Origin of the sequence: Streptomyces sp. NPDC058284, assembly GCF_042881135.1 — a bacterium.
Taxonomy (GTDB): Bacteria; Actinomycetota; Actinomycetes; order Streptomycetales; family Streptomycetaceae; genus Streptomyces.
This window is the reverse complement of record NZ_JBHVYE010000004.1, coordinates 1-15,643: the sequence shown is the minus strand read 5'-3', so window position 1 is coordinate 15,643 and position 15,643 is coordinate 1. Positions and strand designations below refer to the sequence as shown.

Below are 15,643 nucleotides of genomic sequence, written 5' to 3'. Positions count from 1 at the left end.
GTCATCCGCCGGCACGCACGCCGCGCACCAACATCGTCCGATCAACGCGCACCGGCCACGGGGACGCACCGGCCGGGCGAGGGTTGGGCGCAGATGTGACCTGTTTGGGTTAGGGCAGGTGCCTTCCGGCACTTCCGGCACATGCCCCAGGGCGTGCGGCGGCTGTTGCCGGGCTATCGCCTGCCGCGGCCTGCGAGCGCTCCGCCCACACCGACGGCGACGGCCGCGCCCGCGGCGGACAGCAGGCGGGCGTGCTGGGAGACCCACATCTGGAGGCTGCGCGTGTGGGCACTGTCGTCGAAGCCACCGCGGGCTCCGTGGTCGCTCCCCTCGGCCTGGTCGACGGGCTCCCACAGGTTGCCCTCCCGCTCCGGCTCGGGTTCGTCGGTCTGCTGGGAGTCGTAGCCGGTATGGGCGAGGTAGCGGTCGAGGAGGGGTGCGGCGAACTTCTGCGCGAGGATCGTGGCGGCGGTGCTGCCGCCCAGCCAGTACTGCTTGCGCCGCGGGTGGTCGGCGGCGAACGCGATGGCGCGGGCAGCCACTTCGGGCTGGTAGATCGGGGCGACGGGCCGCGGGTGGCGCGGGAGCCGGGAAAGCACCCAGGAGAACTGCGGGGTGTTCACGGCAGGCAGCTGCACGAGGGTGACGCGCACCCCGCTGTGCTGGTGCAGCAGTTCGCAGCGGAGCGCTTCCGTGAAGCCGTTGATGGCGTGTTTGGCACCGCAGTACGGCGCCTGGAGGGGGATGCTCCTCGATCCCAGGGCGGAGCCGACCTGCACGATGGCGCCGCGGTCGCGGGCCTTCATCCGTTCGAGGGCCACCATCGTGCCGTGCACGAAGCCGAGGTAGGTCACCTCGGTGACCCTGCGGTACTCCTCGGGCGCGATCTCGTCGAACGGCGCGAACACCGAGGTGAACGCCGCGTTGATCCAGACGTCGATGGGCCCGAACCGCTGCTCCGCCCGGTCGGCGGCGGCCTCGACCGCCGCGTGGTCGGCCATGTCGGTGGGGATGGCCAGCGCCGTGCCGCCGGCCTCCTCGACATCGCGGACGGCGCCCTGGAGCCCCGCCTCTCCTCGGGCGAGGAGGACGACGTTGGCGCCGCGTCGGCCGAAGTGCTTGGCGGTGGCGCGGCCGACGCCCGCGCTGGCGCCGGTGATCACTACGTTCTGGGGCATCGCTGGGGCGGTCCTTTCGGGCGGTGCCGACCGGTGGTACTGGCCGGCCGGCTACAGGGGGTGGTCGTGCGTCCCGGCCGCGGGGTCCTCGGCGAGGCGCCCCGCGCACTCCAGGAGCAGCGCGTGGACGAAGGCCTGCGGGAGGTTGCCGCGCAGCTGGCGCTGGGTGATGTCGTACTCCTCGGAGAAGAGTCCGGGCGGTCCGCAGGCCGCCCGGTTCCGTTCGAAGAAGCGCAGGGCGCGCGCCGTGTGACCCTGCTGGTGCTCGGCCAGCGCCATCATGAATCCGCAGAGCAGGAAGGCGCCCTCGGCCTCGCCGAGCGCTCCCGGGTCCTGGCGGAAGCGGTAGACGTACTCGTCGCGGGCCAGGTCCCGCTGTACGGCGCGCAGGGTCGCGCGGGTGCGGGGGTCGTCGGCGGGCAGCGCGCCGCGGACGGGCGGCAGCAGGAGCGCCGCGTCGACGTCGGGGGCGTCCGGGGCCCGCTGCCAGTGCCCGTCGGGGTGCAGGCTGGTGCGTGCCGTCTCGGCGAGGACCGTGTCGGCGAGTGAGGTCAGGCGCCGGACCTCACCGCCGGCGCCGGGCAGCGCGGCGAGCGCGCGCAGACCGGCGACGCAGCTGAGCCGGGAGTGGGTCCAGAGCCGGTCGTCGATCTCCCAGATGCCGGCGTCGGGCCGCTTCCACAGCTGTTCGACCGCGGCGACGGCGGTCTGCGCGGCACGCCAGCCGTTCGGGTCGAGCCGGTCGGCGCGGCCCGCGGCGGCGAGCAGTTGCAGGGCCTCGCCGTACGCGTCGAGCTGGAACTGCTGGTTCACCCAGTTGCCGATCTTGTCGGTGCCTCCCGGGTAGCCCGGCAGGTCCAGCGTCCGTTCGGACGGCACCGCGTGGCCGGTGACGGTGTAGGCGGGTTTGAGGTCCGGTCCGTCCTGGAGGAGCCGGCCGGCGACGAAGCCGACGGCGGAGTCGAGCAGGGCGGTGGCGCCGACGCCGGCCGCGGCGATGCCCGCGTAGCACTGGTCGCGGATCCACGCGTAGCGGTAGTCGTAGTTGCGGCCGGCGCCCGAGCGTTCCGGCAGGCACATCGTGGCGGCGGCGACCATGCCGCCGCTGCTGCTGGTGAGGCCGCGCAGGACGGCGAGCGCGTGGTGGGCGTCGCGCGTCGCGATGGTCCTCGCGGGTTCGGGACAGGCCCGTGCCCACGATGCCTCGGTGGCGGCCCAGGCCGCGTCGGCCGCCACCGGTTCGCGGGGCAGGGTGCCGGGCGACAGTTCCAGTACGAGGTCGTGGTGCCCGCCCGGCGGCACGGTCAGGTCGAGGGCCAGCATCTCGCCGCCGGAGCCCGCGCGGCTCGTCCGGGCGTCCGCCGCGCCGGTCCAGCGCCAGTGCAGCGGCCCCGTCCTGCCCGTCCAGACCCCGCCGTGCTGTCGGATGTGGTGGCTGGCGTCGCCGCCGAACGCGCCCCGCGGCTCGAACAGTACGCGGACCCGCGCGGGGCAGTCCGTGGCCAGGACCCGGCGCAGCAGCACCACGCGGTCGGGGTCGCCGGGGAAGGCGAGGGCTTCCCGGCACTCGACGGGGCCTTCGGCGGTGATGAAGCGGCTGCGCCAGATCAGGCTGCCCGTCTCGTAGAAGCCGCCCCATACGTGCCGGGGGTCGAGCGGGGTGACGGCGTAGGTCCCGTCTCCTCCCACGAGCGCCGAGAACACGGCGTCGGAGTCCCACCGCGGCGCGCACATCCAGGCGATGTCCCCGTGCGGGCCGACCAGCGCGCCCCGTTCGCCGTCGGCCAGCAGAGCGTATTCACGCAGCACGTGCGGAGGGAACGCGGGGCCGGTGTCGGCCGGGTCCGGCGTGTGCATGGGGCGGCGTCCTCTCCGGGCTGGGTGGGTCGGGGGGGGCGGGCGGCGGTCAGGAGATGCGGTAGGGCTCGGCCGCTTCCTGCCGGAGGGTCAGGCCGAGCCCGGGTTCGCCGGAGGCGCCCGGCCGGATCGAGCCGCCGCCCGGATCGAGCACGCCGTCGAAGAGCAGCCGCTCGATGCGGACGTGGTCGTGGAACCACTCCAGATGGCGGATGTTGGGTACGGCCGCCGCAGCATGGGCGTGCAGGTGCGGGGCGCAGTGTCCGGAGACCGGCAGCCCCGCGGCCTCGGCGAGCGCCGCGACGCGCAGCCATACGGTGATGCCGCCGCAGCGGGTGACGTCGGCCTGGAGGCAGTCCACGGCGCCCGCGTCGAGCATGTGCCCGAAGTAGGACAGGGTGTATCCGTACTCTCCGGCGGCGACGTCGGTCGCCGTCGCGTCACGGATCCGTGCGAGGCCCGGCAAGTCGTCCGAGGAGACCGGTTCCTCGAGCCAGGTGACACCCTGGCCGTCGAGGTGCCGGGCGAGCCGGACGGCCTGCTTGACGGAGTACGCGCCGTTGGCGTCGACGTACAGCTCGGCGTCGTCCCCGATGGCGCGCCGGGCACGGGCGACGCGTTCGCGGTCCCGCCGCTCCTCCCGCCCCCACGACGCACCGATCTTGATCTTGACGCGGGGGATGCCCTGCTCCTCGACCCAGCCGCGCAGCTGACGGTGCTGCTGTTCGTCGTCGTACGTGGTGAAGCCACCGCTGCCGTACACCGGCACCGTCGTCCGGCTCGCGCCGAGCAGCCGCACCAGCGGGAGGCCGAGCAGGCGGGCCTTGAGGTCCCAGAGGGCGATGTCGACGGCGGAGAGGGCGCCGGCGGCCACCCCGGGGCGGCCCGCGTTGCGCAGCGCGCGATGCATGGCCTCATTCGCCCCGGGCACGTCCCAGACGCACCGGCCCGTCACCACCGGCGCCAGCTGATCCGTGACGACCGGCGCGGTGGCAGGCGCCCCGTAGGTGTAGCCGAGACCCACCGTGTCCCCGCAGTGCGCCCGGACCAGGACCAGGGTGGTCGAGCTCCATGTCAGGGTGCCGTCGCCCTCCGGCGCGTCCGTGGGGACGGTGTAGACGGCCACGTCCACACCGTCCACCGACGGATCGTCACCGAGGAGGGCACCGGGGTTCATGCGCCGTCCGACTCCCCCGCCTTCGAGTCGCCGCCGGAGCCGCGACCCGGCAGCATCTCCTGCACCTTCGCCTTGAAGCCCTGCCGGATCATGCCCATCCGGTCGCTGTCGCCCTTCACGATGGCCGACGCGGCGGCCTCGATCTGGTCGAGGTCGGCGTGCGGCGGGATCGGCGGCACGTCGGGGTCGGTGCGGAAGTCGATGACGAACGGCCGGTCGGCGCCGAGCGCACGGTGCCAGGCGGCCTCCACGTCGCCCGGCTTCTCCACGCGTACGCCGTCGAGACCGATGGACCTGGCGAAGTCGGCGTAGGGCACGTCGGGAAGCGCCTGCGAGGGAAGGAACTGCGGGGCTCCTGACATCGCCCGCATCTCCCAGGTGACCTGGTTGAGGTCCTGGTTGTTGAGCACGGCCACGATCAGTCGCGGGTCCTGCCACTCCTGCCAGTACTTGGCGATGGTGACGAGCTCGCCCATGCCGTTCATCTGCATGGCGCCGTCGCCCACGATGGCGATGGCGGGCCGCTCCGGGTGGGCGAACTTCGCGCCGATCACGTAGGGGACGCCGGGCCCCATGGTGGCGAGGGTGCCGGACAGGGAGCCGCGCATCGTGCCGCGCAGGCGCAGGTGCCGCGCGTACCAGTTCGCGGCGGAGCCGGAGTCGGCGGCGAGGATCGCGTCGTGCGGCAGCAGGGCGTCGAGCGCGTGCACCACGTACTCGGGGTTGATGGGGTCGGCCTCCACCGCGGCGCGCCGCTCCATCACCTCCCACCAGCGCGCGGTGTCCTTCTCGATCTTCTTCCGCCAGGAGCCGTGCTTCTTCTTCTTGAGGTGTGGCAGCAGGGCCTTGAGCGTCTCCTTGGCGTCGCCCACCAGATTGACCTCGAAGGGGTACCGCAACCCGATCATGTGCGGGTCGATGTCGATCTGCACCGCCCTGGCCTGGTCGAGATCAGGCAGGAACTGGGAGTACGGGAAGCTGGAGCCGATGACCAGCAGGGTGTCGCACTTCTGCATCAGCTCGTACGACGGGCGGGTGCCCAGGAGGCCGATGGACCCGGTCACGTACGGCAGGTCGTCGGGCAGCGCGTCCTTGCCGAGGAGCGCCTTGGCGACCCCGGCGCCCAGCGTGTCGGCGAGCTGCTCGACCTCGGCGCGCGCGCCGCGGGCGCCCTGGCCGATGAGGACGGCGACCTTCTCCCCCGCGTTGAGAATCTCGGCGGCCTTCATGAGCTCGTCCGCGGCGGGGACCGGCGCGTACGAGGCCATGCCGAGGCTGGAGGGCACCATCTTGAAGTCGTGGGTCGGCGGGGAGTAGTCCAGTTCCTGCACGTCGGCGGGGATGATGATCGCGGTCACCGTCCGGCGCGCGTACGCGGTGCGCATGGCCCTGTCGATGACGTTGGGCAGCTGCTCGGGGACGGTCACCATCTCGCAGAAGTCGGAGGCGACGTCCTTGTAGAGGCTCAGCAGGTCGACTTCCTGCTGGTAGGAACCGCCCATGGCGGAGCGGTTGGTCTGGCCGACGATCGCGACCATGGGCACGTGGTCGAGCTTCGCGTCGTAGAGGCCGTTCAGCAGATGGATGGCGCCCGGGCCCGAGGTCGCCGCGCACACGCCCACCTTGCCGGAGAACTTCGCGTAGCCGACGGCCTCGAAGGCGGACATCTCCTCGTGCCTGGACTGGATGAACTGCGGGTTGTTGTCCGCTCGTCCCCAGGCGGCGAGCAGACCGTTGATGCCGTCCCCCGCGTAGGCGAAGACGCGCTCGACATCCCATTCACGCAGTCGCTGGAGGACGTAGTCGGAGACTTTGGTGGACACAGAATCGGCCTTTCTGAGGTGAGGGGTCGAAGAACGGGGGGTGGGCGTCAACGGCGATACCGGCGGGCCAGTGCTGTCACGCCGATCGCCGCTGTCGCACCGATGGCGCTCACCGCCGATGCGGTGGCCAGGCGCCCTGCCCAGGGCGGGACGGCGGGGCGGGAGCTGAGCTTCTCCGGGTGGTCGCTCGGCAGCGGGCCGTCCAGGGCGAGCGCCAGGGCCTCGGCCAGGTGCATCGCCCGGCGGCCCGTGCCGCCCTGCTCGATCTGGGTCCTGCAGCTGAAGCCGTCCGCGAGCACCAGGGCGTCGGGCGCGGCCTCCCGCACGGCGGGCAGCACGCCGAGCTCGCCGACCGCCATCGACACACCGTAATGATCACGTTCGAAGCCGAAGTTGCCCGCGAGTCCGCAGCATCCGGCGTCCAGCACATCGGCCTCGATGCCCGCGCGGCGCAGCAGTTCCCGGTCGGCGTCGTACTTCATCACGGCGTGCTGGTGGCAGTGGGTCTGCACGGTGGCGGTACGAGCGAGCCGGGGCGGCCGCCAGCCGTCGGGGGCCTCGTTGACCAGCAGTTCCGAGAACGTCCTGAACTGTTTGGCCAGGCGGTGCGCGTCTTCGTTGTCCGGCAGCAGCTCGGGGGCGTCGGAGCGGAAGACCGCGGTGCACGAGGGCTCAAGGCCGACGACCGGGGTGCCTGCCGTGATCCAGGGGCGCAGCACGTCGAGAGTACGGAGCAACACCCGCTCGGCGGTGGCGAGTTGGCCGGTGGAGATCCAGGTCAGGCCGCAGCACACGGCGCGGGTGGGCACCGCGACGTGGAATCCGGCGTCTTCCAGGACGCGGACCGCCGCCTTGGCGATGGCGGGGTGGAAGTGCGTCGAGAAGGTGTCCGGCCACAGCACGACGGCGCGCGGATCGTGCGGGTCCGGCTCGGGCGTCGCCCGGTTCTTCCACCACTGGACGAAGTTCTCCTCGGCGAACACCGGCGCCCTGCGCTCCCCGGCGACGCCCGCGAGCCGTTTGCCCGCCCGGGCCAGGCCGGGGGCGTGCAGCGCGGCGTTGGCAAGGCGCGGGGCGAGCGCCGAGAGCCGGGCCCACAGCGGCAGCCAGCCCATGGAGTAGTGCGCGGCGGGCCGCAGCCGTCCGGCGTAGTGGTGGGAGAGGAACTCCGCCTTGTAGGTGGCCATGTCGACGCCGGTGGGGCAGTCGGACTTGCAGCCCTTGCAGGCCAGGCAGAGGTCGAGTGCGTCACGCACCTCACCGGAGCGCCAGCCTTCGGTGACCGGTGAGTCGGCGTGGCCGCCCAGCATCTCGAAGAGCAGCCGCGCGCGGCCCCGGGTGGAGTGCTCCTCCTCACCGGTAGCCCGGTAGGACGGGCACATGACGCCGCCTTCGTGGCTACGGCAGTTGCCGATTCCGACGCAGCGCTTCACCGCCTGGGTGAAGGAGTGGTCGTCGTCCGGGTAGCCGAAGTGCGTGGTCAGGCCGGCCGGTCGCCAGTCGGTGCCGAGCCTGAGGTTCTCGTCCACCCGGTGGGGCGCGACCACCTTGCCGGGGTTCATCCGGTCGTCGGGGTCGAAGAGCGCCTTGACCCGGCCGAACGCCTCGATGATCCGTGGGCCGAACATGCGCGGCAGCAGCTCCCCGCGGGCCTGTCCGTCACCGTGCTCCCCGGAGAGCGACCCGCCGTAGGAGCAGACGAGGTCGGCGGCGCGGAACAGGAACTGCCGGAAGGCCGAGACGCCGTCGGCGGTCAGGAGGTCGAAGGGGATGCGGGTGTGCACGCATCCCTGGCCGAAATGCCCGTACAGGGACGGGTGGTCGTAGCCGAACTCCGCGAAGAGTTCCTTGAGGTCGCGGAGGTAGTCGCCCAGCCGGTCCGGCGGTACGGCGGAGTCCTCCCAGCCCTCCCAGGTCTCGCGCTCGTCGAGCGGGCGCGCGGTGACGCCGAGCCCGGCCTCCCGGGCCTTCAGCATCCGCTGCTCGCGGTCGTGGTCGTCGGAGAACGCCACGGTGTCGTCCTGCTCGCCGCGCCCCAGCGCCGCGAGCAGCTCCCGTGCCTGCTGGTCGACCTCTTCCCGGCTGTCGCCGGTGAACTGCAGCAGCAGCCAGCTCTCCCCCGCCGGGAAGTTGTCGAGCGAGTCGAGGTAGGCGCCCTTTGCGCGCATGAGCTGTGCCATGCGGCCGTCCAGGGCCTCCAGCTGTGTCGGCCGACTGTGTTCGAGCAGGCGCGGCACGTCGTCGGCGGCTGCGCAGATGTCGCTGTAGCCGAGGACCAGCATGGCCTCGGTCGAAGGGGCAGGCACCAGCTCCAGTTCGGCGCGCAGGACGGTGACGAGGGTCCCTTCGCTGCCGACGAGCGCCCGGGCGACGTCGAAGCCGTTCTCGGGGAGCAGAGAGTCCAGGTTGTAGCCGGAGACGCGCCGTGGAATGCGCGGGAAGCCCTGGCGCACCTCGCCCAGGCAGCTGCCGATGATCTCGCGCAGCCCCCGGTACAGCTCCGCGCGCCGGCCGCCCGCCGCGATGATCTCCTCGTACTCCGCGTCCGAGGTCGGGCCCACCCACATCCGGGTGCCGTCGTAGGTCAGGACTTCGAGGCGCCGTACGTTGTCGACGGTCTTGCCGTACGCCTGCGCGGAGGCTCCGCAGGAATTGTTGCCGATCATGCCGCCGAGCGAGCAGTGGCTGTGGGTGGACGGCTTGGGGCCGAACTTCAGTCCGTACCCGGCGAGCTGCCGGTTCAGTTCGTCGAGCACGAGGCCCGGCTCGACGACACAGGTCCGCGCCTCGGGGTCGACGGACAGGACCCGGTGGCAGTGTTTCGTCCAGTCGATGACGACCGCCGTGTTGGTGCACTGGCCGCCGAGGCTGGTCCCGCCGCCCCGGGACAGGACCGGAGCGCCGAACCGCGCGCAGACGGCGACCGCCTCGGCCCCCGCCTCGACCGAACGGGGGACCACGACCCCGAGCGGCACCTGCCGGTAGTTGGAACCGTCCGTGACGTACGCGCCACGGCTGCCCGCGTCGAAGCGCACCTCGGCGTCGACCCGTTCGAGCAGCGCACGCTCGAGCCCGGCGACGTCCACGGATGCGGCGTCCACGGAGGCGCCCATCACCGTGTGCCTTCCGCGTCGGCGCCGGGCCCTGGCGATGTTTCCATGGCTTCATTCACTCCTCTGTCGCGCCGTCCGACAACCGGAACCCGCCGGTTCTCAAAGCGGGTAACCGCCCGGACGGACGAGGAAACACGGTGAGCACCGCTGCCCTGCCCGCTCGCCGGAAAGTCGCCGGAAGGCAGGGGCGATGAGAAAATTTCAGGGTCAACCCGGCCGACCGAGGAGACGAGCTGACATGTCGAACCCACAACAGCCCGAACTGCGGCGGAGCAAGAAGGGCGCGGCGACCCCGCAGGAGAGCAGGTCGACCAAGGCGTCGGAGCCCGGCACCGCACAGGGCAAGGGGAACGCGGCCCACGGCACCGACAAGGGCGCCAAGGGCGGCGGGACGCCGCCGGAGCAGGCGCCCGACCACCCGTAAGCCTCCCCGGCGGACGCGGGACGGGCGGACGGGGGGACGGGCAGCGCGAAACGTGCTGCGCGGCGCCTAGTACGTCCAGCGCAGCAGCGCTCCGAGTCCTCCGGCCGGAATGTCGGCGGCTCCCGCCTCGTCCCGAGCCGATCCGCCGGACCCGTCGGACCCGTCCGACCTGTCGAGCGCGGACTGCGCCGACTCGTCGGGCAGCGGGATGATCCGTACGTCGGCTCCCGTCACGGCGGCCGACCGCAGGAGCGCGTCGTCCGCGCGTACGGCCACGGGGTCGCTCCCGCCCAGGGCGTGCGCGTCGTTCCTGCGCACCGCGATCTGGTCCGGTCCGGGGCCCACCCAGACCTCGCGGGCCAGGTCCGGTCCGTCGGGCTTGACGAGCAGCGTGTCCATGCGGTGCTCACGAGCCGCTTCCACCACGGCGGGAACGCCCTCGACCGCGTCCGTCGGCCTGTCGGTGCCGACGCGTCCGGCGCGGAAGCGGTCGAGCGCCTCCTCGACGCGCCGGTCGGCGTGCCGGCGACGGGCTCGCTCGATGGCCTCCTCCAGGGCGGCCGAATCGGATCCGGCGGCCCGGCCGCCGTGCTCCGTCTCGACGGTCACCTCGCGGACGGCGTCGGGGAGCTTCGCGTGCACGGAGGGCCGCTCGCGGGGATCGCCGACCAGGACCACCAGCTCCGCGCCGGACTTCTCGTACTCCCTGGTCAGCGCTTCGGCGATCTCGCCCGCGTTGTGCTCCCAGGTGTTCTCCACCTTGAGCTGGAAGTGCCGCTCGGACCAGTCCGCGGAGCCGGTGCGGTGGACCGGCCGCTGCCGGCCCTCCACTCCCCCGGCGTCCTGGGGTCCGGCCGCGCCGCGGAGTTCGAAGTCGGCGCCGGTGCGGTCGATGTACGCCACGAGGCAGTCGGGGTCCTGGCCCGCGAGTTCAAGCAGCGGCGTCAGGTGGGGCAGCGGGGCCCAGCTCGCGATCTGACCCTGCGGGGGCCGGGAGAGACGGCGGCTGAGCACCACCTCGCCGCCGGTGGCGAAGACCACGCGGCCGCTCGGGTACTCGGCCGCGGCCGTACGGGTCAGGACCTTCTCGACCGCGTCCGCGGTCGCCGCGTCGGCGCCCTGCTCCTCCAGTGAGCGCCTGACCTCCCGCACGGAGAGTTCACGCCGCTTGGCGCCCGCCTCGTCGGGCCGGCCGGGATCGAGGTACACCGTGGCCCAGGGGCCGGGGCGGTCGAAGAGCGGGCCCAGGAACGACAGCTGCATGTTTCCTCCTCGTTCACGCCGTTTCCACCGGTTTCATCCCGGTTCGAGGAGCGCGTACCCGGCCGTCCGCATGCAACACCCACCCGCGGGGCCTCGTCGCGAGTGGCGAAGCGGTTACGCCTGGTACTCCGTGAGGTCGATGGCGTGGATGCGCAGCGGGTAGCCGTGGACCGGGTGCGTCGTCTCCCGTTCCGGCACCATGCCGAGTTTGCGGATGACGTTCTCGGAGGCCTGGTTGTCCAGCCGGTCGATGCTGATGACACGGTCGAGGCCACGGTCCTGGAGGGCGAACTCCAGGGTGGCCTGGGCGGCTTCGGAGGCGTAGCCCTGGCCCCAGAACTGTGAACCGAGCCGCCAGCTGATCGCCACCTCGGAACTCACCTCCGGCAGGAACTCGGGCACGGACAGGCCGGTGAAGCCGACCAGTTCGCCGGAGGCGAGGAGTTCGACGGCGAAGAGGCCGAAGCCCTCGTCGTCCCACTCCTCCTCCCAGCGCTCGATCTCCTCCGCCGTGCGGTCCAGGTCGTACACCGAACCGTCGTCGACCCAGTGCATGACGCGTGGGTCCGCGTTGATGTCCGCCATGGGCGCGAGGTCGTCGTCGTGCCAGCGACGCAGGATGAGGCGGGGTGTGCGGATCTCGGTCATGGGCCCATCCTGCCGAAGGCGGGAGCCTCAGCGGTAATCAGCCCGGCCGCGCCCACCGCTCGTGACCTCGGCTCACGCCGGGCGCAGCCACAGAGTGGCCAGCGGCGGGAGCGTCACGCTCAGCCGTCCGCGGCCGTCTGCGCCCGCCTCCGGCTCGGGCCGCAGCGGCCCAGGGTTGCGGACGTCGCCGCCGCCGTACCGGGCCTCGTCCGTGTTGAGGGTCTCCCGCCAGACGCTGGCCGAGTCGGGCACGGTCAGCGCGTAGTCGTGGCGGACCACGGGTGAGAAATTGCACACGGCGAGGAGCGGGGTGCCGTCCTTGGCCCACCGGAGGAACGCCACGACGTTGTCGTGCGCCGCGTCCACCACGACCCACGAGAACCCCGCCGGTGACGTGTCCTGCTCCCACAGGGCGGGCGCGTCCCGGTACTGGTGGTTGAGGTCCCGCACCAGCTCCCGCACGCCATGGTGGTCGCCCCGCGCCGGCCAGTCCTCCGACAGGAGGCCCCAGTCGAGTCCATGCTCCTGCGACCACTCGGCGCCCTGCGCGAACTCCTGGCCCATGAAGAGGAGTTGCTTGCCGGGGTGGGCCCACATGTAGGCCAGGTAGGCGCGGTGGTTGGCGCGCTGCTGCCACCAGTCGCCCGGCATCTTCGACACCAGCGAGCGCTTGCCGTGGACGACCTCGTCGTGCGAGAGCGGCAGGAGGTAGTTCTCGCTGTACGCGTAGACCATGGCGAAGGTGAGGTCCGAGTGGTGGTACTGGCGGTGCACGGGTTCGTGCGCGACGTACTCCAGGGAGTCGTGCGACCAGCCCATGTTCCACTTCATGCCGAAGCCGAGACCCCCGACGCCGCCGGGCCCGCTCTCGTGGGTGGCCCGGGTGACGCCGTCCCACGCGGTCGACTCCTCGGCGATGGTGACGGCCCCGGGGCAGCGGCGGTACACCGTGGCGTTCATCTCCTGGAGGAAGGCGACCGCGTCCTCGTTCTCCCGGCCGCCGTGGGCGTTGGGCGCCCACTGGCCCTCCTCGCGGGAGTAGTCGAGGTAGAGCATTGAGGCGACGGCGTCGACGCGCAGGCCGTCGATGTGGAACTCCTCGCACCAGTACGTCGCGTTGGCGACGAGGAAGTTGCGGACCTCCTTGCGGCCGTAGTCGAAGGTGAGGGTCCCCCAGTCGGGGTGCTCAGCGCGCCGGGGGTCGGCCGGCTCGTAGAGGTGCTCCCCGTCGAAGGCGGCGAGTGCCCAGTCGTCGCGCGGGAAGTGCGCGGGCACCCAGTCCATGAGCACGCCGATGCCTGCCCGGTGGAACGCGTCGACGAGGTGCTTGAAGTCGTCGGGGGTGCCGAGGCGGGCGGTCGGCGCGTAGAAGCCGGTGACCTGGTAGCCCCAGGAGCCGCCGAAGGGGTGCTCGGCGACGGGCATCAGCTCGACGTGGGTGAAGCCGAGGTCCGACACGTAGGCGGGCAGCTGCTCGGCGAGCTCGCGGTAGCCGAGTCCCGGGCGCCAGGACGCCAGATGCACTTCGTAGACCGAGAACGGCGCCTCGTGGACGGGCACGTCGCCGCGGCGCCGCATCCACTCCGCGTCCCGCCATTCGTATCGCGGGACGTCGACGACCGAGGCGGTCGCCGGGGGTGCTTCGGTGCGGCGGGCCATCGGGTCGATGCGCAGGGTGTGGCTGCCGTCGGGGCGCGTGATGTCGAACTTGTAGAGGGTGCCCTCGCCGAGCCCGGGCACGAACAGCTCCCAGACGCCGGACGAGCCGAGCGAGCGCATGGGGTAGGCGGTTCCGTCCCAGTGGCAGAAGTCGCCGCAGACCCGCACGCCCCTGGCGTTCGGCGCCCACACCGTGAAGCGGGTGCCCCGTGTGCCCTGGTGGGTCATCGGGTGCGCCCCCAGCGCGCGCCACAGCTCTTCGTGGCGGCCCTCGCCGATGAGGTGCAGATCGAATTCGCCGAGGGCTGGCAGGAAGCGGTACGGGTCGCCCGTCTCGATCTCCGCGTCCGGGTACGTCACGCGCAGCTCGTACTCCGGCATGGAGGTGCCCGGGGTCAGGGGCAGGACTCCTGAGTGGAAGCCGTCGCCCACGTCGTTCAGCCGCATGCTCCGTCCGTCCACGACGAGCCGAACCGCCTCGGCGTGCGGGCGCAGGACCACGAAGGCGATGCCGCCGGGCGCCGGATGTGCGCCGAGCACGGCATGCGGGTCGTGGTGCGTGCCCGCCAGCAGCCGGTGCCGGTCCTCCGCGTCGAGCGGCGCCTCGGGGAGAAGGCCGCTGTCGGTGACCCGCGGGGTGTCGGCGGGTGCGGGCTTCGGGCGGCGGGCTCGGGGGCGCTGGAGGAGGGCGGCCGCCGGTTCAGGAGCGGACGTATCGGTGGTGGCCACGGATGAGCTCTCCTCTGGAGGGTGGGGGTGGAGGGTGACGGGTGGACCGAGGGAATGCAGAAACGTTTCGTCAGTGCGGTGGGCTTCGCTGTCAGGGGCCCTCCGCGAGCCGGGCGAGCGCCGCCATGGGCACGGGCAGCCACTCGGGGCGGTGCCTGGCCTCGTACAGCGCTTCGTACACCGCCCGGTCCGTCTCATGGGCCCGCAGCAGCGCGGAGTCCGCGCGTGGGTCCCATGCCGCCGCGGCGGCGTAGCCCGCGCAGTACGCCTCCCGGCAGCTGTTCGCCCACTGCGGCTGCCAGGGGCGGTCGGAGTGCGCCGCGTAGTCGAACGAGCGGAGCATTCCCGCGATGTCGCGCACCGGGGCCTGCAACTGTCTGCGCTCGGTGAGCGGCCGGGCCGGTTCGCCCTCGAAGTCGATGACGAACCAACGCTGGCCGGCGCGCAGCACCTGGCCCAGATGCAGATCGCCGTGGATCCGCTGGTCCGCCCGTTCCTGGCCGCCCGCGGCGACGGCGTCGTAGGCGGCGCGCAGCCGGGGCACGTACGGAGCGAGCGCCGGCACCTGGCTCGCGGCGGCCTCCAGGCGTTCGGTCATCGCGGCGGCGAGCTCGCCGCCCGCGCGGCGGTCGGGCGGGCGTGGCGGGAAGACCTCGGCCAGTGCCAGGTGCACCTCGGCGGTGGCGCGCCCGAGTTCGTACGACTCGGCGGTGAAGTCCTGGCCCGCCGCGAGGGACTGCAGCGCCATCGTCCAGCCGTCCGTCGCGTCGCGCAGGAAGGGCTGGAGCACGCCGAGGGTCGTCCTGCGCGGTTGTGTGGTCCAGAACCAGGCCACAGGGGCGGGCACGCGTGCGCAGCCGCCGCCGGCGAGGGCCCAGGGGACTTCCAGGTCGGGGTTGGTGCCGTACTGGATGCGGCGGAAGAGCTTCAGGATGAAGCGGTTGCCGTACACCAGTGAGGTGTTGGACTGCTCGCCGTCGAGGAGCCGGGGGGTGAGGCCGGCGGGGACCACGGCCCCGGCGTCGCGCTCGAAGCGCAGGGGGCCCGCCTCGCCCGGTGTCCGCAGACGTTCCAGGAGCAGCCCGGCGGACCGGGGGTCCAGCAGGGCGTCGTACACGCTGAGCCCGGCGAGCGGACCCGCGGTGGGCCTGCCGATGACCGCGTGGTGGAGCCGCGGCGGCAGTTCCTCGCGGATGCCGAGCAGGAGCTGGTAGCAGTGCGGCGACGTCCCGTCGTGGCGGGTGCTGATCAGCAGATGCAGGCAGCCCGGGTGCAGCGTGGTCATCGACACCACGGAGAGATCCGTGATGGGCCATCCCTTGGCCGCGAACCAGCGCTGCTTCGGGAGCCACTCGGTGAGCAGCCCGGCCAGCGACCTCAGCACCAGTGGCGGGCTGAGGCTGTCCTGCGAGAGCGGTGCGGTCTTGAGCATGCGACACATCCCTTCAGAGGCGCACGGCGGGGGCCACCGGACGGGGCAGGGGAAGGTGGTCGCGCAGGCGGAACCAGTAGAAGCCGTGGCCCGCGAGGGTGAGGAGGTAGGGCAGCTCGCCGATCGCGGGGAACCGCACTCCTCCGATGAGTTCGACGGGGTGGCGTCCGTCGAAGGTCTGGAGGTCGAGTTCGGTGGGTTGGGCGAAGCGGGAGAAGTTGTGGACGCACAGGACGAGGTCGTCTTTGTATTCGCGGAGGAAGGCGATGACGGCGGGGTTGGAGGAGGGGAGTTCGGTGTAGGAGCCGAGGCCGAAGGCGGGGTTCTGTTTGCGGATTTC

The 15,643-nt window shown here is 72.4% G+C and carries 11 protein-coding genes; 1 reads left to right on the top strand and 10 read right to left on the bottom strand.

Annotation, left to right across the window (positions count from 1 at the left end; genetic code table 11):
* Positions 1 to 173: 173 nt before the first annotated feature.
* Genes ACFVYR_RS07765 through ACFVYR_RS07745 form a run of 5 tightly spaced genes read right to left on the bottom strand, consistent with a single transcriptional unit; the run spans position 174 to position 9,148 of the window.
* A complete protein-coding gene (locus ACFVYR_RS07765; protein WP_384253378.1) occupies positions 174 to 1,178 on the bottom strand; it encodes an SDR family oxidoreductase in 1,005 nt (334 codons plus the stop codon).
* Between the two features lie 51 nt (positions 1,179 to 1,229).
* Complete coding sequence (locus ACFVYR_RS07760) at positions 1,230 to 3,035, bottom strand: glycoside hydrolase family 15 protein (RefSeq protein WP_384253380.1); 1,806 nt, start codon at positions 3,033 to 3,035, stop codon at positions 1,230 to 1,232.
* 49 nt (positions 3,036 to 3,084) lie between these two features.
* The gene (locus ACFVYR_RS07755; protein ID WP_384253382.1) at positions 3,085 to 4,212 is read right to left on the bottom strand and encodes an enolase C-terminal domain-like protein; all 1,128 of its coding nucleotides are present in this window, start codon (positions 4,210 to 4,212) and stop codon (positions 3,085 to 3,087) included.
* Positions 4,209 to 6,035, bottom strand: coding sequence for a thiamine pyrophosphate-requiring protein (locus tag ACFVYR_RS07750; protein ID WP_384253385.1), 1,827 nt, complete (start codon positions 6,033 to 6,035; stop codon positions 4,209 to 4,211). The genes ACFVYR_RS07755 and ACFVYR_RS07750 overlap by 4 nt, the downstream gene beginning before the upstream one ends.
* A gap of 47 nt (positions 6,036 to 6,082) precedes the next feature.
* Positions 6,083 to 9,148, bottom strand: coding sequence for an FAD-binding and (Fe-S)-binding domain-containing protein (locus ACFVYR_RS07745; RefSeq protein ID WP_384253387.1), 3,066 nt, complete (start codon positions 9,146 to 9,148; stop codon positions 6,083 to 6,085).
* A gap of 238 nt (positions 9,149 to 9,386) precedes the next feature.
* Here ACFVYR_RS07745 and ACFVYR_RS07740 point away from each other — a divergent pair, with 238 nt between their 5' ends.
* Positions 9,387 to 9,572: a hypothetical protein gene (locus ACFVYR_RS07740; RefSeq protein WP_384253389.1), complete on the top strand. Its 186-nt coding sequence runs from the start codon at positions 9,387 to 9,389 to the stop codon at positions 9,570 to 9,572.
* Between the two features lie 66 nt (positions 9,573 to 9,638).
* Here ACFVYR_RS07740 and ACFVYR_RS07735 read toward each other — a convergent pair whose 3' ends face one another.
* From ACFVYR_RS07735 to ACFVYR_RS07715, 5 genes are all read right to left on the bottom strand, one after another.
* Entirely contained in the window at positions 9,639 to 10,835 is a 1,197-nt protein-coding gene (locus ACFVYR_RS07735) for a Vms1/Ankzf1 family peptidyl-tRNA hydrolase (protein ID WP_384253391.1), read from the bottom strand.
* A 114-nt stretch (positions 10,836 to 10,949) separates the two neighbouring features.
* The gene (locus tag ACFVYR_RS07730; protein ID WP_384253394.1) at positions 10,950 to 11,483 is read right to left on the bottom strand and encodes a GNAT family N-acetyltransferase; all 534 of its coding nucleotides are present in this window, start codon (positions 11,481 to 11,483) and stop codon (positions 10,950 to 10,952) included.
* 72 nt (positions 11,484 to 11,555) lie between these two features.
* A complete protein-coding gene (gene glgB, locus ACFVYR_RS07725; protein ID WP_384253396.1) occupies positions 11,556 to 14,069 on the bottom strand; it encodes a 1,4-alpha-glucan branching enzyme in 2,514 nt (837 codons plus the stop codon).
* On the bottom strand, positions 13,963 to 15,303 hold the full coding sequence (locus tag ACFVYR_RS07720) for a maltokinase (protein ID WP_384253399.1): 1,341 nt from the start codon (positions 15,301 to 15,303) through the stop codon (positions 13,963 to 13,965). The genes glgB and ACFVYR_RS07720 overlap by 107 nt, the downstream gene beginning before the upstream one ends.
* Before the next feature lie 13 nt (positions 15,304 to 15,316).
* A partial coding sequence (locus ACFVYR_RS07715; protein WP_384253401.1) for an alpha-glucosidase C-terminal domain-containing protein occupies positions 15,317 to 15,643 on the bottom strand: 327 nt, incomplete at its 5' end.

Bases quoted from the DNA above. Each gene is read 5' to 3' on its own strand.
- ACFVYR_RS07765 (WP_384253378.1), bottom strand. From the start codon at position 1,178: ATGCCCCAGAACGTAGTGATCACCGGCGCCAGCGCGGGCGTCGGCCGC.
- ACFVYR_RS07760 (WP_384253380.1), bottom strand. From the start codon at position 3,035: ATGCACACGCCGGACCCGGCCGACACCGGCCCCGCGTTCCCTCCGCAC.
- ACFVYR_RS07755 (WP_384253382.1), bottom strand. From the start codon at position 4,212: ATGAACCCCGGTGCCCTCCTCGGTGACGATCCGTCGGTGGACGGTGTG.
- ACFVYR_RS07745 (WP_384253387.1), bottom strand. From the start codon at position 9,148: ATGGGCGCCTCCGTGGACGCCGCATCCGTGGACGTCGCCGGGCTCGAG.
- ACFVYR_RS07740 (WP_384253389.1), top strand. From the start codon at position 9,387: ATGTCGAACCCACAACAGCCCGAACTGCGGCGGAGCAAGAAGGGCGCG.
- ACFVYR_RS07735 (WP_384253391.1), bottom strand. From the start codon at position 10,835: ATGCAGCTGTCGTTCCTGGGCCCGCTCTTCGACCGCCCCGGCCCCTGG.
- ACFVYR_RS07730 (WP_384253394.1), bottom strand. From the start codon at position 11,483: ATGACCGAGATCCGCACACCCCGCCTCATCCTGCGTCGCTGGCACGAC.
- glgB (WP_384253396.1), bottom strand. From the start codon at position 14,069: ATGAGACGGACCGGGCGGTGTACGAAGCGCTGTACGAGGCCAGGCACC.
- ACFVYR_RS07720 (WP_384253399.1), bottom strand. From the start codon at position 15,303: ATGCTCAAGACCGCACCGCTCTCGCAGGACAGCCTCAGCCCGCCACTG.